The sequence below is a fragment of the Pseudoalteromonas sp. OFAV1 genome (genome assembly GCF_021532595.1).
Lineage (GTDB): Bacteria > Pseudomonadota > Gammaproteobacteria > Enterobacterales > Alteromonadaceae > Pseudoalteromonas > Pseudoalteromonas lipolytica_C.
Genome location: NZ_JAKGBG010000016.1, coordinates 68,290 through 91,218 on the forward strand (window position 1 = coordinate 68,290; position 22,929 = coordinate 91,218).

At 34.4% G+C, this 22,929-nt stretch carries 22 protein-coding genes; 8 read left to right on the forward strand and 14 right to left on the reverse strand.

Annotated elements, in window-relative coordinates; translation table 11 throughout:
• Positions 1-6 precede the first annotated feature (6 nt).
• Positions 7-576, reverse strand: coding sequence for a hypothetical protein (locus tag L1267_RS11105; protein ID WP_235382868.1), 570 nt, complete (start codon positions 574-576; stop codon positions 7-9).
• A 4-nt stretch (positions 577-580) separates the two neighbouring features.
• Between L1267_RS11105 and L1267_RS11110 the strand changes: the two genes are divergently transcribed.
• From L1267_RS11110 to L1267_RS11120, 3 genes are all read left to right on the forward strand, one after another.
• Complete coding sequence (locus L1267_RS11110) at positions 581-3,061, forward strand: ATP-dependent DNA helicase (RefSeq protein ID WP_235382869.1); 2,481 nt, start codon at positions 581-583, stop codon at positions 3,059-3,061.
• Positions 3,062-3,139: 78 nt separating this feature from the next.
• On the forward strand, positions 3,140-3,439 hold the full coding sequence (locus L1267_RS11115) for a hypothetical protein (protein ID WP_235382870.1): 300 nt from the start codon (positions 3,140-3,142) through the stop codon (positions 3,437-3,439).
• Positions 3,440-3,450: 11 nt separating this feature from the next.
• Positions 3,451-3,882 (forward strand): hypothetical protein, encoded by a 432-nt coding sequence (locus tag L1267_RS11120; protein WP_235382871.1) that lies wholly within the window; start codon positions 3,451-3,453, stop codon positions 3,880-3,882.
• 47 nt (positions 3,883-3,929) lie between these two features.
• On the opposite strand, the gene L1267_RS11125 is transcribed toward L1267_RS11120, so the two are convergent.
• The 4 genes from L1267_RS11125 to L1267_RS11140 all read right to left on the reverse strand — a co-directional run bounded on the left by L1267_RS11125 (position 3,930) and on the right by L1267_RS11140 (position 7,573).
• Positions 3,930-5,015, reverse strand: a complete 1,086-nt coding sequence (locus L1267_RS11125; RefSeq protein ID WP_235382872.1) for a hypothetical protein — start codon at positions 5,013-5,015, stop codon at positions 3,930-3,932.
• A 105-nt stretch (positions 5,016-5,120) separates the two neighbouring features.
• Positions 5,121-6,035, reverse strand: a complete 915-nt coding sequence (rdgC, locus tag L1267_RS11130) for a recombination-associated protein RdgC (protein ID WP_235382873.1) — start codon at positions 6,033-6,035, stop codon at positions 5,121-5,123.
• Positions 6,036-6,039: 4 nt separating this feature from the next.
• A complete protein-coding gene (locus L1267_RS11135; protein ID WP_235382874.1) occupies positions 6,040-6,585 on the reverse strand; it encodes a hypothetical protein in 546 nt (181 codons plus the stop codon).
• A 295-nt stretch (positions 6,586-6,880) separates the two neighbouring features.
• Positions 6,881-7,573 carry a hypothetical protein gene (locus L1267_RS11140; RefSeq protein WP_235382875.1) on the reverse strand — a complete coding sequence of 231 codons (693 nt, stop codon included), beginning with the start codon at positions 7,571-7,573 and terminating at the stop codon, positions 6,881-6,883.
• Between the two features lie 84 nt (positions 7,574-7,657).
• Here L1267_RS11140 and L1267_RS11145 point away from each other — a divergent pair, with 84 nt between their 5' ends.
• Both L1267_RS11145 and L1267_RS11150 read left to right on the forward strand, forming a co-directional pair.
• Complete coding sequence (locus tag L1267_RS11145) at positions 7,658-8,287, forward strand: hypothetical protein (RefSeq protein ID WP_235382876.1); 630 nt, start codon at positions 7,658-7,660, stop codon at positions 8,285-8,287.
• Between the two features lie 58 nt (positions 8,288-8,345).
• Positions 8,346-8,963 (forward strand): hypothetical protein, encoded by a 618-nt coding sequence (locus L1267_RS11150; RefSeq protein ID WP_235382877.1) that lies wholly within the window; start codon positions 8,346-8,348, stop codon positions 8,961-8,963.
• Positions 8,964-9,012: 49 nt separating this feature from the next.
• On the opposite strand, the gene L1267_RS11155 is transcribed toward L1267_RS11150, so the two are convergent.
• The gene (locus L1267_RS11155; RefSeq protein ID WP_235382878.1) at positions 9,013-11,394 is read right to left on the reverse strand and encodes a DNA polymerase A family protein; all 2,382 of its coding nucleotides are present in this window, start codon (positions 11,392-11,394) and stop codon (positions 9,013-9,015) included.
• Positions 11,395-11,572: 178 nt separating this feature from the next.
• On the opposite strand from L1267_RS11155, the gene L1267_RS11160 reads away from it, so the two are divergent.
• Positions 11,573-12,010, forward strand: coding sequence for a hypothetical protein (locus L1267_RS11160; RefSeq protein ID WP_235382879.1), 438 nt, complete (start codon positions 11,573-11,575; stop codon positions 12,008-12,010).
• A gap of 1 nt (position 12,011) precedes the next feature.
• Here L1267_RS11160 and L1267_RS11165 read toward each other — a convergent pair whose 3' ends face one another.
• On the reverse strand, positions 12,012-12,989 hold the full coding sequence (locus tag L1267_RS11165) for a hypothetical protein (RefSeq protein ID WP_235382880.1): 978 nt from the start codon (positions 12,987-12,989) through the stop codon (positions 12,012-12,014).
• Between the two features lie 157 nt (positions 12,990-13,146).
• Here L1267_RS11165 and L1267_RS11170 point away from each other — a divergent pair, with 157 nt between their 5' ends.
• Positions 13,147-13,851 carry a sigma-70 family RNA polymerase sigma factor gene (locus L1267_RS11170; protein WP_235382881.1) on the forward strand — a complete coding sequence of 235 codons (705 nt, stop codon included), beginning with the start codon at positions 13,147-13,149 and terminating at the stop codon, positions 13,849-13,851.
• Positions 13,852-13,940: 89 nt separating this feature from the next.
• The gene (locus L1267_RS11175; RefSeq protein WP_235382882.1) at positions 13,941-14,930 is read left to right on the forward strand and encodes a hypothetical protein; all 990 of its coding nucleotides are present in this window, start codon (positions 13,941-13,943) and stop codon (positions 14,928-14,930) included.
• Positions 14,931-14,979: 49 nt separating this feature from the next.
• Here L1267_RS11175 and L1267_RS11180 read toward each other — a convergent pair whose 3' ends face one another.
• From L1267_RS11180 to L1267_RS11210, 7 genes are all read right to left on the reverse strand, one after another.
• Positions 14,980-15,405, reverse strand: coding sequence for a hypothetical protein (locus tag L1267_RS11180; RefSeq protein WP_235382883.1), 426 nt, complete (start codon positions 15,403-15,405; stop codon positions 14,980-14,982).
• On the reverse strand, positions 15,402-16,151 hold the full coding sequence (locus L1267_RS11185) for a hypothetical protein (RefSeq protein WP_235382884.1): 750 nt from the start codon (positions 16,149-16,151) through the stop codon (positions 15,402-15,404). Before L1267_RS11185 ends, L1267_RS11180 begins: the two co-directional genes overlap by 4 nt.
• A gap of 5 nt (positions 16,152-16,156) precedes the next feature.
• Complete coding sequence (locus L1267_RS11190) at positions 16,157-17,701, reverse strand: hypothetical protein (RefSeq protein WP_235382885.1); 1,545 nt, start codon at positions 17,699-17,701, stop codon at positions 16,157-16,159.
• A 12-nt stretch (positions 17,702-17,713) separates the two neighbouring features.
• Positions 17,714-18,070, reverse strand: coding sequence for a hypothetical protein (locus tag L1267_RS11195; protein ID WP_235382886.1), 357 nt, complete (start codon positions 18,068-18,070; stop codon positions 17,714-17,716).
• A gap of 71 nt (positions 18,071-18,141) precedes the next feature.
• On the reverse strand, positions 18,142-18,993 hold the full coding sequence (locus L1267_RS11200; RefSeq protein WP_235382887.1) for a thioredoxin fold domain-containing protein: 852 nt from the start codon (positions 18,991-18,993) through the stop codon (positions 18,142-18,144).
• 68 nt (positions 18,994-19,061) lie between these two features.
• Positions 19,062-21,614 (reverse strand): type IV secretory system conjugative DNA transfer family protein, encoded by a 2,553-nt coding sequence (locus tag L1267_RS23770; protein ID WP_235382888.1) that lies wholly within the window; start codon positions 21,612-21,614, stop codon positions 19,062-19,064.
• 47 nt (positions 21,615-21,661) lie between these two features.
• Positions 21,662-22,918 (reverse strand): secretion/conjugation apparatus DotM-related subunit, encoded by a 1,257-nt coding sequence (locus tag L1267_RS11210; RefSeq protein ID WP_235382889.1) that lies wholly within the window; start codon positions 22,916-22,918, stop codon positions 21,662-21,664.
• Positions 22,919-22,929 lie beyond the last annotated feature (11 nt).

Genomic DNA, 22,929 nt, shown 5'->3' on the forward strand with positions numbered 1-22,929 from the left:
CAGACATTACATGAACTTGTTCATGATCATGTGTTGTTCCATTTTCTTCAAATCTTTAACTAAATAATTGATATCATTAATATAGCTGTAATCTAATGGCAGATATTTATCAATAGATATATTTAATTGTTGAATTATGTTTTGTTTATCAAGCTTTGATAGAGCTGAGCATACTGGCATACTGCTCTTTATGTCCATAGAATAAACTCTATAACAAGTTAATTCATAGAGACCACTTTTAATATTATTTAGAATACTATTCTTATCTTTTTTTGTCAACTTTACAGAAGGACTACCTGCTATGTGTATCCTTATAAGAATATCATCTTTACTAACTTTACCATAATTGTTACTCGTCAATCCTGCCCTTTTCAGTAATTCTAAATGAATGTCTTGCCCTTTAAATACACCTATCACTGTATTAGATGACTCTACGCTTTTAAGCTCGAAGTCAAAATTGATTGGGACTCCATCAGGCAAAATATATCCATACTTTTCACTAGCCTTAGCTGTAAATGAAATACTAAAAGCAAAAATTATGATAAAATATAAGCTAAATTTATAAGAAGAATTCACTATAATGATCTCAAGTAACAAATATCCTAGAGAATTTAGCATCAACGCTATTGTTCGTAAAGTTCAACGACCAACTCAATCAAATACGTTAAATAACAATAAAGAAGTGTTGATTACTCTATTGGACGCAAAAAAAGATAATAAACCGCAAAGCCATCATAGCGCTTTACTTGCAGAGGCGATAGGAAGCAAGTGGTTAACTTTGAGTGTTCCAAATAACACTGATAGCTTAAAGGAGGGAGATATATTTACATCTACAGTCATTTTAAATGAAGAAAATAATGTTTGTACACCTTCAAATTTTACACCAACGGCCGTAAAAAATACAAAATTGAATTTATTGAACTCATTTATTAATGATGTGATAGGGACCAAAAATTTTGGGGATCCTGCTACAAAAGATATTTTTAAGTTATTTGGTGATGAACTATTTGCAATTGCAATAAGTGACAAGAATGGATTTTTGAAGAAAGGCGTAGAGTCAGGGCTAGGTCTTCCCCCTATGGTCAGATTTATAAATGAAGCACCTAAATACCAAGCGATGATGGAAGGTTATTCGGCATTAATTGCTAATTCAATAGAACAGAATTCTGCAAAACGATTAGTTATCTCTTATCAAGAGAAATTACTTAATCACTTACACGACTCACCATGGTATTTTTGTCGAGGCCATGATCTAAAAGTGAAGTTTTCTGGTCAGGGAAGGTCTTATGGGAGCGTTAAAGCTGTCGTAAATGCTATTGATAACGTATCAAATATGCTTAATGGGGTTCAAAGAACCCCTCAGCAAGAAAATAACAGGGCCTACTGGATATTTTCATCTTTGATTTATGAAAGTCACCTTGATGGCCACACTGCAATTAATAAAGACCAATTAATAGATAACGCATATTCTCTAGGTTTTTTTGATTATGAAACGGCTAGTAAGCTCCTAGAACGCACTTTATCCTACGGGTCTTTAATACAAACAGAATCATTAAGTAATGGCCTTATAATCTCAGATAGGCGGGATTATGAAATTGAAAGAGCGATTATCCAAGAAATCAAAGAACGTATGAGTCTTACGAACTCAACCCATGTTGATGAATCGAGATTATTTTTTGAAGATTATCTTACAAAAGAACAACGTTCGGCTTCACTTCAAATTATACAGAATAAACTTTTAGTTGTTAGTGGTGGCGCAGGGACTGGTAAGACAACTACAGTAAAATCTTTAATTTCAAACGTAAAAAGCCATGACTACTTAAAAAATGAAGATATAGTTTTACTTGCGCCAACCGGTAAAGCTAAAGATCGTCTCGCTGAAGCAACAGGTTTAGAAGCTGAAACCATACATATGATGATCGCAAGACAACATCATAAAGATGGCTCTCTTAATCAAACAAAGGTGAATAAGAAATTATTCATAATTGATGAAGCCGGAATGGTTGATTCACTTCTGTTTTTGAATTTACTTCAAGTCATTCCCAAAGAAGCCAAAATCGTTCTGGTAGGTGATATTAAGCAGTTATTTCCAGTTAAACATGGCCACCCATTTGGTGATATGCTAAAAACTAACTTCGTACCATCACTTGTGTTAACAAAACCACAAAGAACAAGCGCGGAATCTGAAATACATCAAGTTGCTACATTGGTTGCTGAAGGAATTACCCCTATGCTTGAGGGGTATAATAATGAAGTTTCTTTCCAGTCAGCTAAAGACGATAAAGTTATTCATAGTAAACTAATTAGTGAACTAAAAAGCAGAAAAAACTTGGATGATACTATCGTAATAGTTCCTATGAATGTCGGCAATATAGGTGTTAAAAAATTAAATAAAGATTTAAAGAAAGTATTTAATCCAATGCCTGAAGGAAATGATGTAACAGTTAGGACTAAGTTCGGTGAAAGCACAACTTTTAATGTTAATGATAGAGTAATGATTACTGAAAACAACAAATATTTAAAAGTATCAAATGGTGATGTGGGCACCATCTCATCGATAACTAACGATAACAACATAGTTGTTAAGCTTAGAGATAGAGATGTTATTTTTAAACCGAATACGCAGAAATCATTAGTTCATGCTTTTTGTTTGTCTATACATAAAACACAAGGTTCTGAATACGGAGATGTAATTATGCCTTTATCAATGTCTCAGAAACGTATGCTGTCTCCAGAGCTTGTTTATACTGGAATTACACGAGCAAAAGAGAAGTTAACGGTGATTGGCGATGCGGATGCTATTGACTATGCCTGTAACTTTGACAATAAACAAGCGAGGGTCACTTATATGCATGCTGAGCTAGAAAAGTTGGCTGATGAAAGAAGTAAAGCGTTAAATAATGAGAGTACTGGCATTATGTTTAAAGAGTTAGAGTCGCCACAAGATGGAATAATAGGTGCCGATTACAAACCCGTTGAAAAAAATCAAACAAGGCAAGAAGCTAAGCCTATTAAAGATGTTGATGCGGAATTTGAGCAATTTTCAAACTTTTCATTTTAAAATAATGTGTAGTAATTTTTATCTTTTTATGTAAAAATAAATCCAAACAATTTAAATTAATTTAGTATTGGAATATTTATGACAAGTGAAGAACAGAATATTAAAGAAAAATGGCAATCATTTCGTAATGGCATTAACTCTATAAGTGACGAATATAGAGAAGAGTTTATGGATACTGAGCTCGTAAATTCAGCAAAAAATGCTATGGCAGAAAAACTACTTGATTCCAGAAATAAAGGGCGTGGTGGCTGGTGGTCAGAGAATTGTAGCACTGAGCATCTCAATGAATTACTGAAAGAACATGTTAATAAGGGTGATATGGTTGATGTCATGAACATTGCTGCTATGATTTACTATCGAGAAGCAGCAGGTATGTAATTGGAATAAATATGACTGAAATAACATCAGAACTATCATTTGTTGATCAGCAAGGATTTTCAATATCAATTTTTGATGTTCTTGACACAGAGGATGATATTGTTGCTATATCTTCAGATGACCGCCTAGTTAAGATTACCGGGGGCCTAAGAATACGTGTAGGGTCCGGTTATGGATGCGGAGGAACCACATCATCTGGCGAATTTGAATTTGAAGAGTTGCGAAAGCTACCTAAAGGTTCTTATGAACTAGCTTCCCTTCTAATAACAACAATATCATCCGAGAAAGAGAGGCGATTAGCAGAGAAAATCCCTTGGAAGCGTTGGTACAAAAAGGTTCATGGTGCTGGTTATTGGCTTTTTGATGCAGATGATCCAGATGATTATTACATTAATGAAGCATTATCATTGGGCGTAGTACGTTACATTAAAAATTACAAATAAAGAATTACGCATTTTAGTGTTGCGCAATTCTTTATTGGATAGAACAGTTACATTAAATTAAATAGTATATGATATAAACTCAAAACAAGACTTCCACCCATCAGGTATAAAGTAAGAGTATTTACAGTATGCTTATTTTTACTACCTTTCTTAACTGAAAGTAACTTGTAATGTTCTAATAATTTCTTTTGATTTCCAGAAATAACAAATAGTTTTTGATTGACCTTTTTTTCATGAAGGTGTTCTTTAAGAGCTTCAGCCAGATCTTTTTTAATGCTGAGAATGGCATCAAAGTTAGCATCATTATCTAACTCTCGACGTTTTACTAATTCCAGATATCTGACATTTATAGCCTTAATTCTAGAATTAAGGCTAATATTTTGACGCTCAAGCTTTTCAATTTTAGCTATGTAATCAGAGATGCAAACCTCATAATCATTTTTTAAATCTTCCATTTGACAAATGATTTGCTCGTACATACTTTTTTTGACGTAATCACGAAGTACTATGCTTTCAGCAACACCATCATTGCCAATTTCCTTTATTTTCTCTAATTCAGCAAGTGTATTATCCAGTTGTTGCACTAAACTGTAATTCTCTCTTCGCTCTTTATCCAAATCTGACAGGGCAGATTTCAACTTATCATTTACGGAGTTAAGTTCAAGCTTGAATTGAGTCTCCATCTCGCTAAAGTGCTCGTTTCTAATCTGTTCGGCACCTAAATTAAATTCACTTCTAGATAGGGGTAATCTACCTATAACCACCGCAACATCATCAACCTGAGCTAAAATATCGTTGCGGTCATTTGAGTTTATACCAAATAGGTGTTTATAACGCGATGCAGTTACATTTTTCACCCACTCTTCCCATTCAATAGAAAGGCCACCTTCATACATACTGTTACAGATAAACTCGTGCAAGGTTTTAACACCAGCTGTGACCGGTACTTCACTTATTAACGTTAATGTTTTATTGGTTAGGTTATGGTCTAAAGGTAACTCAAGTTTATTGCAAATAAAGATAGTTGCGCTGTGCCAATCAGTGGTTTTTAATACATTATAAATATCGTTCAGATGATTTTTTGATTTATATTTAGCTAAGCTTGCAACATTCTCATTTTTTTGTGCGGACATAAAACTAACCTTAAAAGTGAATTTTACAACACGGTATCACCTACAAAAAAAAACCGCCACCTAATTACAGGCAGCGGCTTTATATTTTATGAAAATTAAGGATTATTACTCAAAATTTGCAAAGAAATTTGGAATAAATCCTCTCATTTGACCTACAAACAATGTGAAGTCAGCATCTAGCTTTTGTTCTTCAGTTTCATCAGATTGATTATCAGCTTTAGGTGCCTTTGTTTTAATGCTTGATAGTGAAAGCGCTTTATTTAAAGTAAATATCACTGATTCATACTCATCATCTTCTTCATGACACTTACTATCAGACCAAGAGATTGCTAGGGATTGAACTTCCATACCTGAGTCTATATATGAAACAATCTTATCATCATCTGTTAAGTCATAAGAAGTTAATGCCACAGCTCTTTTCGAAATAGGGTCTTTCAATTTACAAGCACACCCAAGTTGAACATGCTCTGGCAGATCTAATTCAGATAACCACTGCGCCATTTCTTCTGTAGGTTCTTTATTGATTACAAGATATTTGAATTCAAATTTATCAGAAAATGTCATTGTTAATAATGAATTGATAGATTCGATCATTTTGTCAGAATCCGATTCAATAACAATATAATTATCTTTTGTATCAATATAGAGTCGTGTTTCAGTAAATGCAGACTGAGCATCAGGTAGAAGTCTTAACTTAATGCCTTCTTTAATTTCCTTCTTGTCATCACCGCTAGGGTTGTAATCAGGATTTGTTTCTTTTCTTCGTAAAATCTCTTTTTCCGTTTCTCGTTTTAAAAGAGATGCAGGAACCGATTTTTTTTCTTTCATTACATTAAGGAGGATTGCGCCGCCACCAGCATGGTGAAGAACTTCACTTGATTCGAATGGTGAAATCCAACCAATTGACTCTTCTTGAGTAGGTTGAGTCTCACTGAATTGGAATTTTTTAAGGTAGTCTTCGATTTCTAAAGTATCAATATCGAATTTGCCTAAAATTTGAACCTTCATTTTTTTGAACATAAAATTACCTTACTTTAGTTGACTTCAACCGTAATTTATCAAAAAAGCTAGTGCAGGACTCCGGTTGAATTTCATCCTCATTAACATCGCTTTTATTTGTGTTTACTGCTTTAAGAAATTTATCAGGATTATCTATAAATTCTGAGGCAGCTTGGTAGTACATATCAATAAATTGCCTTTTCATACTACTGTTAAATGTTAGTTTGATAGCTCTCGTGCCAATTACCGATACCACCTTTTCAGCTATGCTATCAAGGTCATCAAATTCACCTTGAATAGCTAAATTAAACATTTTCTCAGGGTCATTTAATTCATAGCCATTCTTTAAGAATTGGCATTCAAATATAAACTGATTAAGTGTCGGCGGATAAACTCTGTACTCATTTTTTTTTCTAATTTTGTTACCAACTTGAATAATTAACTCAGGTGGTATTTTGTAATCTATAAACTCTTTACTCCAAAACTCGAGACGTCGTCGGTTTTTGTTTGCATCAGCATCAGTCCACAAACCGTTGTATGTAAATTGAAATATCTCATCTAACTTTTTCATCTCTTTGTACGTCGAGCTGAATTCACCGTTAGAAAACATTAGCCTGAACTCTTTGAGGTATCCTATAAACGTATTCAAGTTAGGTGGATATAGTTTGTTCTCATGTTGATTTAGGCTTAATTTAACTGCACCACTGATCTCGCGTTCTGTGAAGTTGCCCTTTAAAATTTCGTTATGCCACGCTTTGAGTTTATTTTTTAAGTATGTTCTCTCAAGATCATCGTTACTTCCTACCCAAAGGTGCCCATATCGTTCCTCAAAAGTATATGAAAGCTCAATAATAGCGTTCTCGACCTCAGATACCATTATTTCTTAGATCCTCATAAAAATCATCTTTTGTTACGGAATGATTAGCTTTTTGCTTTTTTCTTGAAAACCTGATTAGCTCCCCAGAAAACCATTTTTCTATAAAGTTACGCATGTATATTGCATCTTTTCTGTTATATGGATGTACCCTTAGGTACTCATAAATATCTGACAGTTCAGACTCAATATTGTATGAAGGGTAATCATTTTTAAGTGTTGCTATAAAGTCATTTTGAATAGCGAACACCTCACCGGTTCGTTCATACATTTTTGTCGGCAAAAAACCGCAATAACCATTACTTAAGATATTAAAGTCTACCTTCTTGATTGATAGTTCAGGCTTATCCTTTTTCGAAGATACCAACCCTTTTTTATCAATTGCAGTATTCTTGGCCATTTGCTTTTCAAAAGCTAAGCTAGAGAAGTGTCGTTTTAATACCTTTGAGATAACTAAGTGCCCTTCCCCTTTTTCGCTCAAACCGAGAGAAATGAAGTCAGGAGCCAGTTTTTCAATATCTCTTATGCTGTTTAGTGTTAAATTAGGTAGATTTTTTTGTATAACAGAAATATCACCTGTAAACTTACCAATAACTAAGTGTAAAACATCTAAAACTCCTCGGGCTTCACTAAAAAGTGTATAGTTACGCTTCAGGAGGATATATAATTTTTCACTGTCGTACATATAAACCTCTTAAGTTAGGTTTTACAATATATAGAATCGATTTCAAATTTACAATACCACTTTGCCATTAATTTGGGGGGGAATATGAACCAATTTGTAGTACCTAAAAAGATCAATTTCGCTAATGATAATGTCAGCATACAAGGCTTAGATAATGAAAACGTCACTTTAATGAAGGTCCACTCTCTTCAAGATGTAATGAGTTCCGACAGAAATGATATTAAATCATACATTCAGCATGACAATAAAACAGGTAAGATGTTCCCCGTCAATCCAACTCAAAAAGCTTTTATTTGCGAGTCGATGGTATTCGACGATGTATTGTATATCCTTAAGAAGGATTTGTTTGTTGAACTCTCTTTTCCTGAATCTGAGCAATCAATTATTGATGAATGTGAAAAGCTATTAGCTGTTGATGGCGTTAATTGTTTGTATATTAAGCAAGATAATGAAAAGGCGCAATTAGTTAGAAAGATGAATGAATTTTCATTCTTGGATGGTTGCTTAAATGTATTACTGATCCCTACGCTTGATGTTAAGTTAACTTGCTATACTTCAGAAATTGAACGTTCACACTCTTTAGTTATTATAGACTTTGTTGATGGCACCATGATTTGTAGTAAAGTATTGTATCCGAGCGTTGTTAATGAACTGTCCGACAATCAATCTACTGAAGCGAATGAGAAGGTTGGATTTGAGAGATTTGTTCAATAATATGATATGTATTTCGCTATTTTGGTATAATAAATAAAAACAAGGAAATTCCATATTTATGTCACACGAAGCTCAAGCCCATGCATGCGCCAAAATGGCGAATGAAACAATTGTAAAAATGTTAGGTAAAGGTAATTTTGGAGAAGCCTATTTATCTGACAATAATAATGTATACAAGATAACAAGCGATAATTGTGAAGCTCTATTAGCAATCAAAATAAAGGACTCACCTTCTGAATGTTTTGCAAAAGTTCATGAAGTAAAAAAAATAGGGTTAGATGCATATCTGATAAAGCAAGAGTATGTAGATCATAACTCTTTATCAGATGACTTGTATTGGGAAATCTCTGGCGCTGCGGACCGTATTGGATACTCAATCGAAGAAATCATAGATGAATATTTTGATGAGTGTATCGATGAGGTTGATGATCCTTCTCATCGAGCTGCTTTTGAACAAATAAAAGCAGCTTCTGATACGCTTAGAAAACTAGGTGTCGTTGGTATTGGTGTTGACTGCCAAAATGACAATTTCGCGGTTACAGAAACTGGCTTAAAATTCTTTGACTGTAGAGATCAGGCTTTGAGTCAGGATGAAGCTAAAGAATTAATTCTCACAAAGTATCCCGAAGTATTTAGAAAGAACTCGCAATCTTTAGACAACCAGTATGAACCTTAAGTTACTAGCAGCCCTTTTATTACAGTTACATTAAAAGGGCTGCTAGTAACTAGGCTATGCATAATCCATTTTCAGGTTCCGCTTTATCTAGCGATTTCGAATTTAAGTTATACCCTGCCTCGATATCTACATTTATAGGCACCGCTAACTCAACTACTCGCTCCATTGTTTCCTTTAGAATTTCCTTAGTTATATCAATTTCGTCCATTGGCGAACACAATACTATTTCATCATGTATTTGCAATACAAATTTAAATCCGAGACCTTCTTGTGCTCTTATTTCAAATAAATTTGCCATAGCTAGTTTAACGATATCAGCAGCAGAGCCTTGCATGGGTGCGTTTATCGCTTGTCTCATGGCTGTATTGACAAGTTTAGGGTCATTAGATTGAGCGTTCTCAATTTTTATTTCGCGACCTAATATAGTCTTAACTGAGCCTGTTTTCATTGCTCTATCTTTTACCCAAGCTAAATACTTTTGTACGTTAGGTAGCTTTGAAAAATATAAATTAGTGAATTCTTCAGCTTTTTGAGGTGTAGTATTCGTTTTCTTCGCTAAAGAGTACTTCTGCATACCATAAATTATGCCAAAGTTAACGGCTTTTGCATTTGTTCTCTCAGTATCTGTTACTTCATTGTAAGGCTTATTATATACTTGAGCAGCTGTTGCTCTATGAATGTCTAGATTGTCTCTAAATGCATTAATTAGTACCGGCTCTTTTGTTAGATGAGCAAGTATTTTCATTTCCATTTGAGAATAGTCACCTTTTATAAAGGCCATTGATGATATCGACGGTTCAAAGCTAGACTTTATTTGCTGACCTTCTTTAGTCTTTTTAGGAATTCCCAATAAGTTAGGATCTATACAAGAAAATCTACCTGTCTTAGTTGATTTGGTTAAAATTGTAGGGTGAATTAAGCCTGTATCTTCATTTATGAAGTCTGGATAAACACTCGTGTATTTTTCAATCATTGTTTGCTGTTGAAAGCCTAACTTTATCGTATCTATGACAGGTTTATGGTTGGGATTGTTTTTAATTAAATCATCTAAAGCTTCAGCACTCGTAGAACGACTATTACCTTTGAGTCTTAAACCTAGCTCATCATATAGTAAACGCGCAATAGATGGTCTGTCCTTAACGCTCACAGGTTGATTCGTTATTGACGCTAAATGCTGATCGCATTGTTTAACTGTGCTTTTGAGTTTGTTATCTATTGCCTGAAGTCGGGATGTATTTAGCTTTACGCCAACAGTCTCCATTTCTGAAGCTATTTCTAAAATTGGATTTTCGATAGTCTCGTAGTATCTTTTTTGTTTTTCATTTAACGTTTCATTTATTGAAGTCAATAACTCCTCGGTTTTAGCTAATCGATTAAACCTTGACTCCATGCTAGCATCTACCGGGTAGCCCTTTATGTTAAATTCATCAAAACTTCCGAGAAGTTCCGGGTGTTTGTGTAAATTATTTGAGATGTAGACAAGTGTACCAATGTCAGTGATATTTTCATTCAAGATTTTATGCTTATTAAACTCTTTTCTTATTGATTTAGTGTCAAATAAAACTACTTCCCCGGTACTGAATGGTTCACGTAATGTTTTAAACAGAATGTCTTTTGATATACCATTTTCTAGTTCAATGTGAAATTTATCATTACCTGAAACTATCATCATCTCATTGTCGCTGTAATCTATATACAGCTTTTCACTTCCTTTTAGGCTCATATGAACGGATGTTAAATCTTCAGGGGATTTTATATATACAATACTGTCAGAATTAGTGCTTTGTTCTGAACTTACACTCGATATATCTGCCGCTCTATAAGAAACATCATTAGTCTTATTTTTGAAATGACCAGATATTAATCGAATCGAATTAAAAATCTCACTTTTCGCTTCAAGCACACTGTCAGGTATTCCATCGTCTTTGTTACTTATTTTTTTCATTAATTCATTAACAGTGTTTGATGAATTACATGCGGTAATTGCATCCTCTTGAATGATGCCTTGTATAGGGTTAATACCTAGGAATGCGTTACCTCTTAGTATTGAGTAAATACCCATAGCGCCAGTTGAGAATCCAATCATTGAAGATAATTCACTTTTAGAGTATTTAGTTAAATCTTCAATGTCCCAATAAGTTTGCTCGTTCATTGCAGAAACGACTAAAGGATCTTCCGATATTATGTTCGAGTTGCTTGGGAAGTTATTTAGGTATTGAGCTAGAGATCCGTTTACTTCGAGCGGCGTAATGTTCAATGAATTGAATTCAGACTTGATTTTATCTAAAGAGTCTTTTTTCATATCAGTTACAACGGGAATAATTTCAGAGATATCCTGAGATAACTGTAGTGTTTTGCAAAGCCTAAGTATGCCTGCTACGTTCTTTTTTTCGTTATATACACTTGTTATGTCAACTATTAGACTAGTCATAGAAATAAACCTAAAAGATATCTTATATGCTAAAATGTTTTATTAGTTATAATAATAACATATTCGAACTTTTTAGACTATGGAAGAATGCATGTACGGGCCAAGATTAAACTTATCTAAATTAGACTTTAACAAGCTAAATAACGTCTGCAATTTTTACTCTAAGCCAATGCCATTGATGGCAAGAAAAGAGGGTGATAAAAGGTTGTTGTACCCGATCATCTCAAAAAAAGACTGGGCCCAGATCGGTCACTTAGATAAGGTAAAAATTAACTCAAGTTGGAAAGAACAAATTCCTATTTCTATTCTTGAAAATGATTTTAACGATAACTTTATTGTATTGAAGGGTAATCACAATGATCATCTTTTAATATGTGGTCTTAAGCCTAAGAAGGTTAAAGCAATTGAGGTGAAAATACCTGCTTGTATTTTGGTAGACGGTAATATGAAGAACATTAATCCTTCTGATGTTTTGGTATTGCTGGAGAGCGGCCACTTAGTTATGGGTAAAGAAAAATTTCAGCATCACTTTTCAATCAATCATGATGCTGCGTGTGAATTTGATAAAGTACTTTCAACAGAACGAATTTCTAATGATTTCAGTTATGAATATTAACTTACGGCTCATTTGACATACTTTGCTCTTTGCTCATAAAGAACTCGCGACTTTCTTGCCCACAAAAGAAAGATTGCCCCTTAACCCAAGTTTTATTGCTTTCTTTAATGCTTTCTAAAGTTTCTTTCAAAGATTCTTTTAATGACGTAACAAGGAATTTTAAATCATCCGAGTTCATATTTAATTTATTCTTACTGATAAATACAGGATCTTCAAATGATGCAATTTGCTTTTCTAAATCTCGTTTCTTTTCGTAAAGCATGTGAGATTCATATGCATCGTTAGGGCTTCTAACGCTTACAGTAAAAATGTTATTATTTGCCCTAACTTTGGCTGTTGTTATTAACTCGCCATTAAATTCTTCCTTAAATTCACCCACGGTTCCCCTGATTGGATTGCTTACATAAAAGCCGCGACTTACGTGTGTCACGTTATCTCTCGAGTCGATGTACTCAAAATTAGCGTAGTATGCATTTCTAAGCTTCATGTCTTTAGCCACTTCTGGCTCTAGGGTGTTTTTAATGAATAACGTTTTAGTATTTAGTTGCGGCAAAACCTTTACTGATTTACCTGCATTTACAAGATTGTCATATTGGTCAACCTGCCATGGAAAACCAGAAGTCTCATCAATGTCGCCTAATGTTATCTGCTTATAAAATTTCTTTTCAGAGCCTTTAATAAATAGCGAGAATTTAGTTTTATTCTCATCCTTAGGCTCAGCTGTAACACCATAAATTAAGTTATGCCCTACGGGTATCGTAAATTCACCGAACTCAATATCACCGTTTATATTTTCAGATATAACGCCTTTGCCTAAAAAGTTGTCGCCAACTGCTACTTCTTCAGGGCCATCTCCATTTTTACTTTCAATGAGGAACTTGCCATTACTTAGCTTCGTTGCTCTTAGAGAATATAACGGTTTATAACCGATATTAAACTCTTTAGAAAAAAGTACAGCTTTAACTTTTGGTTCACTCATATCACACTCATAAAAATCTTAAATACTCCAATCATTATACCATACGCGAGCAGAATTAATACCTCACAATTACTGACAATAAAAGATAAATATAATTTGACAAAAAAAGATATTTCATTTATAACTACAAGTACAAGATTTTTAATTAGGTTTATTTATGAGCACTAAAAGCAGCAACTATGGTTTAGTTAACCTACTTTATGAAAAGTACACTAGAGGATGCCCGGTATCGAGAAACCAACTAGTCGAGCACTTTATTCCTACGTGTAAAAGAATTGCTTCGCGATATGTAGGACTTGGAGTGGATCAAAGAGACCTTACGCAGCAAGGTGTTTTAGGTGTATTGGCTGCAATTGAAAATTATGACTCTAAAAAAGGTGCCTCTCTAGATACATATGTGGCTCGTCGAGTTTTTACCGTAGTAGATGAGTATGTTCTATTAAATACACATACGGAACATATCCCTCTTGGTGTTATGAAAACAATGAGAGCTTCTTACAACAAAAAGAGAAGCAATAACAGTTTTTATGATGATGGTGTCGATACTAGTAACTTTGAAAGTCAAAACTTGCATTTCACAACTGACAAGCAAGATGCTTCATCTTTATCAGTACATATTGATTCAATTTTAGATTCCGAAGACTCAAGTTTGTTTTTAGAAGAAGAGGATATTGTTGGTAGAATTAAGCAAGAACTAAGTTCATTAAATCCTATTGATAGGAATATTTTCACAGAGATTGTTTTCAACGAGAAGCCTGTATCACGTGTGGCTGAGTTATTCGATACAACAGCATTTAAAGCAAATAAAGTAGTTAATGGCCTTTTACAAAGAGTTCAAGAATCTATCGCAATTCCATGCTAGGAATTAAAAATATGTATGAAAGTACATTTTCTGGTTGCAGATCGTATGCTAATAATGTCACTTAACAATTATAGTTGAAGGAACTAAAAATGAGAAAAATGTTTCAATTGGGTGGGCCTCTCGGACTTTGTTTTAATCAAGAAAGGATTGACCTTTCTTTTCTAAAAGATGAGCCTCTTGGTGCCATCTTACCAGATGGTCTTTTATATAAGCTTATAGGGATGGAAATCATTTTTTATAAGCCTGACTTTTCAGATATCGCTGACAGTTCTGCACATCGAGCTACACATGTAAAACTTAATTTTAAAAATGAAAATGACGATAAAACTGAATTTGAAATACAAGGCCCGTATTTTTGGCGATTTTTAGAGAGCGTCCCTGAACCTTTCAGTACAAATCCACTTGAGACAGAAGATGAATCATATATCAATGGCTCCTTAAGAGCTGTTATGAATTTAGCAAGGTATCTTTATCAAGGTTGTTTTGTTGATACAACAATAGAAAATGCGTGTCCGCCTCCTATTTCATGTTACCTAAACTTCGAAGATCTTAATGTGACAGTAAAAGAAGCTCTAGTGTTACCAGACAATGAAAGTAAAATTGTAAGTGGCGAAATTAATCAGAAAATTAGCGGATTAGATTTGAGTTTATTCGCCGACAAATTTGTCGATGATATGTTGCAGAAGGGATACTTAATTCATGGATTTAAGAAAACAGATGGCGGTATACGTCCTGACTTCACTCCTGCTTCATGGGACAATAGTAAACATAAAGTAATTCGAGATTACTTGTCTGAACTTAGTTCTTATAGTATCGGTAATTGTCCTGCCTATACACTGTGGTCAGAATATTTAAAGTACAAGCTAAAGGTGTGGGCAGAACAGCTATTTAACCAAACATTCTCTCTTAACAATCTTCAAGACCGAGATGACTTGCCTGTAGCTAAAAGAATTGTAGAAAGTGGCGATAATTTATTTGAAATTCAAGGGTCAAATGAATCTGTAGATCTAATGATGAATAGAGTTCTTGTTGAACTTAGTAAATTTTTAGAATCTAAAAATAATAAGTCGCTAAATTAAGTAGTAAATAAAAACCCAGCAATAAGCTGGGTTCTATTTCATTTTTTCGTTACTTCTTTGAAACAAGAATTTCATTGTCACTATTGTATTCTAGTTCCATAATAATACCTCTGTGTTTCTTGCCATTATCATTGCACTCTTCACCCATGCAAAACGATTTAAGCTCAAAACCTTCACAGCGCTCAACTATCATAGATGCATTTGTGAACTTTAACTCCCAATCATTGAATCCGTTCGCTTTAACTTCAACGATTGGCTTGCTTGAGTCTTCATTTTTTGTGGTGGTTCTAAATTTAAATTGAGGAAGCCTAGCGTAATTTGAACATTCATTGAGAACTTCCTTTCTTAAGATGTCGAATTTAGCCTCTTGTATTGGTTGTGTGACCATTTCATAGCACTTCCATAGACCAACAGAGCCTAAAATAGCTAAAGTAGCTCCTGCGGCTATATAGAACGATTTACCTAGAACCTTCATTCGCTTTCTTCCTTATTGGTTGCAACATCTTTTGTTTCAGCTTTAATATCGTCCTTTAAGGACTCTACTTTTTGTGAATTATGATTCCATGTGCCATCATTCTTATCGTACTTAACGTAAGTTAAATACTCACCTTTACGAGGAAGATTACGATTGATACCTTGCAATGTTGTAAGATAATCAATCGGAGTAGCCTTCTCGGTTTTATCAAATACGATGCTTTGACTCGAGTTTACAACCAAGTATTTGTAAACCGAACCGGAAATAAAAGCAATCAAACCGGCTATGAACAGTGTTATCCCGAACTTCAAAAATCCGTACCCTGTCGATAACATAGGTTTAAGCTGATCTTTATGCTCAACTAACTCAAATTTATCTGTGTCTGTGTCATTATCACGTAATTTAAGCATTGCTAAGTGACCTATAGACTTCATAAAAATCTTGTACTTAGCATGATTAGTTTTGAGTATAAAATCCTTTTCAGAAACACTATCTAAAACGTGAGAAAGAATACCTTTATCACATCCCTGATGGATCTCATAAGCATAGCCTCCATTGAACTTTTGGATTTTATAATAAACGCCAGCCATAGTCCCAAACTGTTCTTGCGCAGTCGTTCGAATAGCTTGCTTAACTTCCTTCATTTTAATGCCAGATTCGTAGAACCCAACTCGGGAATTGATTGGCATTACAATTTGTTCTTGAATGTCAGGCATTTCTTTAGTTACTTTACTTTTATTGAACATCGACATTACTCCTGAGAAATTGTAATTTCTTTGTTCTTCGTAACAACATCAGCACTCTGCTCGAAGTTTCCGAATAAAGTAACTGTTGGTCTCAATACAATAAACATTGCATTTCGACTAACCTTTTTATTTTGTGATGCAGTATTATATTCATTTAAGAATGAAGGGTTACTTCTATTGTCCGTGAATGAGTCAAATGTAATACCACCGACAATAACTGGTTCGCCAGCTCTTAGCTTGATAATATCGTCAAACTCTTGCTTTTGAACTCTTGGGTAACTTACGGTGCCAACTTGATTGCCAGCACTTAACTCATTAAACCCTAAAAGAGTGCTGAGTTTTAAGCCAAGATCAATAGTTACAATTTCAGTTGCGGCGTCATAGTATGGTTTGAGAGCGAGTTCTAAACCAACATCTACAGTTTTTACGGTAGTGCTACTTGAGCTATAATTACTATTACTGTTTGTATTAACTCGACCTATATCATCAATGTAAGGTACTGCATCAGCCGACTTAATTCCCGTTTCTTTACCTGAAAGGGTTTTCATTAATACACTTTGTCTTGTTTCTGCATTGCCATAGGTATTAAGAAAGTTTAGGGCAGCATTGAAATACAGGTCTCCTTTAGCTAGTGAGAAACTAGAGGCACCTGAAGTTAGGCCAACTAACCCAATTGCATCACTTAAGTTTTTACCACTAATATTCACTCCAGAGCTTGAACTTGAAGAAGCACTTCCTGAATTACTACCCAAATCTAAGTCCGTCGAACTAGAACTGCTACCTGTAAATGCATCTCTGACACTATTTACGGTCGGATTACCTGATAAAACTTGGAGCGAGGACCAATCAAATCCATTTTTTCTTTCTTCATCCAAAGTAACAGTTACAACTGACACTTGTAGTGATATAACTGATGCATTTAAAGATAGTTTATCAATATACCCAGTAATGCGCTCGTGTTCTTTTTTTGATGCTCTATAACTAACTGTACTTGCCTGAAGAGAATAATGAACATCATCGGCACCATAACTAGTTAATGAGTTCTTGATTTCATCAACTAAAGATTCGTCTTGAGGTACTTTTAAAATATAATTTGACGATTCTTCAATCGCCAACACATTGCCTTTCTTCCAATTAAATGAAATATTATATGTACTAGCTAGAGCATCTAAGTAATCACCTAAATCACCATCAAAAGCAAATAAAGATATTTTTCTGTTCTGTAATTCTTCATTCGTAACAACAGTATAAATACCTAATTCACCCAAGCTTACAACAAGATCTAAGACGGTTGCGTCAGGAACTAAAGCTGTTTTTATATCACGGTCTCTGATGCTAGCAGGGATTTTATTAGGTTCTTCAACGATAGTAGCATCTTCAACTTTATAATATCTGATAGCTGGTTCTTCACTTTTCCACTCGTCAATCAATGGTTTACTTAACTCGCTTCTTGTTTTAAGAAGTTCATCCTCTTTTGGCATATTGGTTCCAGCACAACCTGAAAGCATAGCTATAACTGAAAAGCTTATTGCAGCCTTTGAAAATTTCATAAAAATACCTTTTTAATAGTTAACTTCTTTCATAGGTGGTAGCTTTGTTGTTAAATCTTTAATTTTAACAATTTTGGAGTCGTCTCGGACGTATCTCTTTGTATCTGGATCGAAATAGATATCTACACCGTTGGTTGTTCCTCGATAGACTAATCCCATATCAATATATTGATTTCTCTCTCGATGAAGAGGCACGGCCTGATGCTGGGTTCCACCCAAAACATCATTAATAACATTGATATTAACGGAGCTTAAGTCATTATCAGTTTTGTTTTTTGCCATGACTGGCTTTTCGAATGGGTTGTTTGCAGTTGCACTCAAAGAAGTGAGTGCAACTGCAACAGCCAAAATATACTTTTTTTTAAACACAGATAAACACCTTTCAAAAATTTCAACAATAATATTTCATTTAATATCTTACATCAAACCAAAGTTCATATTTACTGGATGCCAAGACTACTTAATGTTTTATATACTGAAGAAAATCCATAGCTTAGCTTACCTTTAGAAGAAACAATCGCGGGAGTATGCTTAATGTCAATCATATGGGACAGGATATAATGTTCGCGGATAGGCGCAGGAATTCTTCCATTTTCCTTTGAACACTCAGTAACTTCTGCATATCCCTTTACATATAAATCATGAAATGATTTTCTATGATCTGTAGAACAAAATGCATATGTCATATTATCAACAACCTCTTTTGCCTTTTCTGAGTATCGTTCACCATAATCCATGTATCGAGGGTATAAGATATATTTTACAGTAATCCCTTCCTGATTAAACTTCTCAACATTTCCATGAAGTTTTCTACAATATGGGCAAGTGTAATCAGTGAATACGTAAATTACATCCCTTTCATTTTCTGCCTTAAAATTTACTGTTACAGAATCCGGCAATTTATTAAGTGTTAATGCTGTCTTTTTTTCAACAAATTTATTAGGTAATGGCTGACAATCGCTATCGAAACCAAATTTTGGTTGAGAATAATTTCCTACCTTAACAAAACAACTTTCATCAAGGGCAATTTGGTCTTCATGAGGTGTTGTAATAGCCTTTTTATCAGTACCTTCTGGATGTTCTGTCTTACTCTCACTCTTGAGTTCAACTAAACGTTGCTTTAAAAGTTCATCCATACTTTTCCCGTCAGACACTACGGGTTCATTTTGAGATTCTTGTATATTATTGCTTTTTGGAATACCAGAAAGCTCAATATTACCACTCAAAAGACTGAACATTATCCCTAGAGCCAATACATTCACGGCGCAAATAAAATAAATAAAATATTTCATACATAAACCTTTTCATTACATATCATAAAAACAATCATACTTTTAAAGAAAACCTAGTCAAACAATATCTAATTAATTTTAGAGTTACTATCATCCAACTGATCTAACATGTCCTGAATGTTTTTATTTATCTCTTCTTGCCCTAATTTATTAGGTGTTGGGGTTGTTGGGTACTCATTTGTTTTGCCCAGCATATTAAAACTGCTCTCGACCTTTTCTGGTTCCATATCTTCAGCCAACTGTTGTGACGCGCTCTTTATTTCCTTATCATCGAAGCCTTGCTTTTTAGCCGTACTTATAACAGATTCATCCAGTAACTTACTAAACTCATCAGAAACCGCTGAAGCCTGATCTTTCATTGACTCATCTTCAAAGCCTGAGAAAATTTCATTTAATTCATCATCATCAAGACCATTTAGTGAATCAAATAATGAATTTAATGGGTTATTTTCGTCATATTCATTATCAATTTCATCGACAAACTTCTCAGTTGCAGATTTATCTACCTCTTTATCAATATCATTGTCTTCACCTAACTCATTCTCTAAATAGCTATCAGCGATATCACGTAACTCTTCAGCATCATCACTTTCAATAGTGGTTGAAGAACTTGATTTATCGTCTAACTTAATTGATTTAAGCTTGGTTCTTACTTCAATCATCCCAAGTGCAGTAACCGCTGAATCTAAAGGAGTTTGGCCATTTATAGACGATGACAGTTCAACATCAGAAAATAGATTTCTAAGGCCCGTATCTTTTGTTTTCGGAGATGCTTTCTGAGGTTTATTCTTTATAAACAAATTATCTAATGTGGTAGTCGCACCAATTAATTTTTTTATCACAGCTTCTTTAGGTTTGTTCACCATAATAAATTTATTAAGTTTAGCTTCTGAGACTTGATGTGGTTCATAATAGAAAAAGCGACATCTTGATAAAATATTTCGGTAGATAACATGTGCTTCGCCCGGATCTTGGTCAACTAAATCACGCACATTTACAATATCTTCTGTTTGAAGCCTAGTTTCGCCTTTTACTTTATATGAAAACATTCCGTAATCATGATGATCTGATTTAGCAACATTAGCTTGTCCTGCCCTTTTTGTATAAACTTGAGCTGTATCATCAGGATCTTCAAGTTTCATACAAATTTTAATATTTGTATTCGCGATAGTAGCTTTAGCTTCTTCTTCTGATGCTTTCTTAAGACTTGGTATATCTTGTCCCGCGAACAAAACTGATACGCCCAAACTTCTGGCTTGTGCCGCTACAACAGCAAAGCCTTGGACAGCGTAGTACCCATATTCATCCAAGATAATAAAGAATGGAACCTTTGAACTTGTAGGTTTCGTATCTATAACTTCTCTCTTTGTTCCCTCAGCTTTAGCACCAAGAGCAGGTGCCAAAGCCGAACGTAGACCTGCAACAACTAATTTACCTAAACCTTCTAAAGCGTCAGGATCCTTCTCCAAACTTGGTAAAAGGCAGAATAAAATACGTCTATTAAAAAGTACGTCTTTAAAGTCAATTTCACCTAGAGGGACACCAAATATTTTGCCGTAAGTCTCTGAAAGATCTGACATTACTTCCGTTAGCTGCATCGTAAGAAAATTATGTTGTTCATAAGCTTTACCAGATATTTCGCCGGTTAATACAGATTCTTCAGTAAAGCCGGGTAAGTCAAGAAGGTACTTACGTAAAGGATCTTTCGCAGAACTTTTTAGATCAGGGTCACGTGAAAGTGCTATTATTTTATCAAGGGGAAAATAATCCCTAATTATGTTGATATCAAGCAGCATTCCATACTTATCTCTTTTATAACATAAAGCAGATAAAAGGCCTTTAAGCATGGTTCTAGCACGACCTTTCCACATGGCGCCATCACCACCAGCTTCTCGCATCAAACCTACGATCAGTGAGTTTAGATTGTCCGCAGTACCATAAGAAAATGGGTTGGTCGTGTTTGAAAGTTGATGATCAAATGGACTTGGCACTTCAGGCGTTTCACTACCTGTTAGATAATTTAAAATCAAAAGGTCATCTTCTCGCCCTACTCTTCGACAAAATGAGTAGACTAACCACCAGACTGTATTGTCTCCTTTACCGTCCACGTAGCAACAACCTGATCCGATCAGTAATGATTGGTATAAAATACCCAATAAAAACCGTGACTTACCAGAACCTGTCGAACCCATAACTAAAAAATGAGTTTTTACATCATCAGCAGCAAAGTTGATTGCCCTTGAATCTGAGTTATCATTTCCAAGATATATTAACCCTTTATCTGCATCCCATTCCTCACCGGCCCCTACGTCAAGTCCTTCCCTAAATAAAAATTCAGCTTCCTTACCTTTGAATAGAAAAAAGATAGCTACAGCAATTACAAACAGAATGTCTAACAAATAATAACTAATTAATGGTCCTTTCGAACTGCTTCCGAATATTGCTTGGAAAATATTTAGAACCATTATCGATGACATTAGAATAGCTATCATATTAAATATGATAGAACTCTTTTCTGTCATTAATTGTCTTATACGTTGCATTAATGGCCTAACATCCGGTTTAATTAAAGACGGATCTAGGTCATGATTCTTGCTAACACCATAAATTTGCTTTGCCACAATAAAACCTTACTTATTATTTTTATTAGGTTCTTATTTGTTATCAATTAAGATATCGAATAGTCTATATAAAGTGCAGTCCTTAAACCTACAACAGCTTCTGAAACTTCAGCTGTAGGTATAGGTCTCTGTATATGTTCTTCAAGTATCCAATGTGCGAAAATACCAGCCGACTCTACAAATGAAACTTGTTTACCAACACTCGAGAGTGCGAAATAGAGTTTTCGATCATGAAATTTTACCCATTGAAATTCTATTGGAGGTATAACACCACCTTGTCTCGCCTCTGATAACATGCTCATAAACCCACAATAAGTAAAAGCATGCCTATTCATAATATCTTCACCAGTAATACCGTTATAAATACCCTCAAGCTCACTGGCCATTAATAGTTTATTGATATACTTTGTTGATAAGAAATACCCTGACGACTTATTCTCACTTGCTAGGTATATCTCATTTAATTCTTTATATAGAGAAAACCTGCTTCCTGTGAACTTCGTTTTTTCAACAAAAACACCTTTATGTTTAAGTACATATTTAAGAATCTTTATTAAATCCTTTTGAATAGTCGTTTTATTAAAAGTAATTTTTCCTATGAAAAAGTCATACAGCTTCTTCTCATGTTCAGGTAGGTCCTCTAAGCATGTAAAATGAGCCCCTAGCTGCTTTTGAAAGCATTTGAATGCCAAATCCTCATCAAAGTTAATTCCTTCATCATGAGCGTATATTGGAGCCATTAAAGAGGAGTCTTTTTCTGCTTCTTTATCTAAATGTAAAGGAGGCACCATCGTTGCGAACTCTACAGGTTGTAAGGCAGGTAAAAACTTCAATTTTACTTCATCATCCCTATCGAACACCATGTCAGTCATTTTTGCCGGATTAAAGTCTACAAAGGGCTTCAAGAAGGGGAAACTTTTTGAATATTTCTTTAAAATTTGTTCCATCGACAACTTTTCTTTAACTAAGTTATCTTGACCAATTCTTTTCTTTGCAAACCACACCATAATTGCGACATAAATCCAGCCGAAAAATGGATAATAGTGAGTATCTACCGTTGAAATTACATTTTTTGTCAATAATGAGTTGTCTAGATTAGTTAATTGCAAAACAAGGTCTTTTGTTCCACCAAAATATGGAACCCACTCAGGCAAAATCGCTAACGGACTCAGTTGAACAACCCTTAACCACCTCCAAATTTCAACGAGAAAACTTGATATAAAGTTCATCGCAACGAAAAATAACCCTAACCCTAATATCAAGGTAATTAAGAAACTTGACTCACTTGTTTTATTTTCACTCATAACACAACCTT

Excerpts from the sequence above, each read along its gene's own strand:
- L1267_RS11160 (WP_235382879.1), top strand. The coding sequence starts at position 11,573 with ATGGCAAGAAAAGAGGGTGATAAAAGGTTGTTGTACCCGATCATCTCA.
- L1267_RS11150 (WP_235382877.1), top strand. The coding sequence starts at position 8,346 with ATGTCACACGAAGCTCAAGCCCATGCATGCGCCAAAATGGCGAATGAA.
- L1267_RS11135 (WP_235382874.1), bottom strand. The coding sequence starts at position 6,585 with ATGAAAAAGTTAGATGAGATATTTCAATTTACATACAACGGTTTGTGG.
- L1267_RS11190 (WP_235382885.1), bottom strand. The coding sequence starts at position 17,701 with ATGAAATTTTCAAAGGCTGCAATAAGCTTTTCAGTTATAGCTATGCTT.
- L1267_RS11200 (WP_235382887.1), bottom strand. The coding sequence starts at position 18,993 with ATGAAATATTTTATTTATTTTATTTGCGCCGTGAATGTATTGGCTCTA.
- L1267_RS11125 (WP_235382872.1), bottom strand. The coding sequence starts at position 5,015 with ATGTCCGCACAAAAAAATGAGAATGTTGCAAGCTTAGCTAAATATAAA.
- L1267_RS11175 (WP_235382882.1), top strand. The coding sequence starts at position 13,941 with ATGAGAAAAATGTTTCAATTGGGTGGGCCTCTCGGACTTTGTTTTAAT.
- L1267_RS11180 (WP_235382883.1), bottom strand. The coding sequence starts at position 15,405 with ATGAAGGTTCTAGGTAAATCGTTCTATATAGCCGCAGGAGCTACTTTA.
- L1267_RS11165 (WP_235382880.1), bottom strand. The coding sequence starts at position 12,989 with ATGAGTGAACCAAAAGTTAAAGCTGTACTTTTTTCTAAAGAGTTTAAT.
- rdgC (WP_235382873.1), bottom strand. The coding sequence starts at position 6,035 with ATGTTCAAAAAAATGAAGGTTCAAATTTTAGGCAAATTCGATATTGAT.
- L1267_RS11185 (WP_235382884.1), bottom strand. The coding sequence starts at position 16,151 with ATGTTCAATAAAAGTAAAGTAACTAAAGAAATGCCTGACATTCAAGAA.
- L1267_RS11210 (WP_235382889.1), bottom strand. The coding sequence starts at position 22,918 with ATGAGTGAAAATAAAACAAGTGAGTCAAGTTTCTTAATTACCTTGATA.
- L1267_RS11120 (WP_235382871.1), top strand. The coding sequence starts at position 3,451 with ATGACTGAAATAACATCAGAACTATCATTTGTTGATCAGCAAGGATTT.
- L1267_RS11170 (WP_235382881.1), top strand. The coding sequence starts at position 13,147 with ATGAGCACTAAAAGCAGCAACTATGGTTTAGTTAACCTACTTTATGAA.
- L1267_RS11140 (WP_235382875.1), bottom strand. The coding sequence starts at position 7,573 with ATGTACGACAGTGAAAAATTATATATCCTCCTGAAGCGTAACTATACA.
- L1267_RS11145 (WP_235382876.1), top strand. The coding sequence starts at position 7,658 with ATGAACCAATTTGTAGTACCTAAAAAGATCAATTTCGCTAATGATAAT.
- L1267_RS11115 (WP_235382870.1), top strand. The coding sequence starts at position 3,140 with ATGACAAGTGAAGAACAGAATATTAAAGAAAAATGGCAATCATTTCGT.
- L1267_RS11155 (WP_235382878.1), bottom strand. The coding sequence starts at position 11,394 with ATGACTAGTCTAATAGTTGACATAACAAGTGTATATAACGAAAAAAAG.
- L1267_RS11110 (WP_235382869.1), top strand. The coding sequence starts at position 581 with ATGATCTCAAGTAACAAATATCCTAGAGAATTTAGCATCAACGCTATT.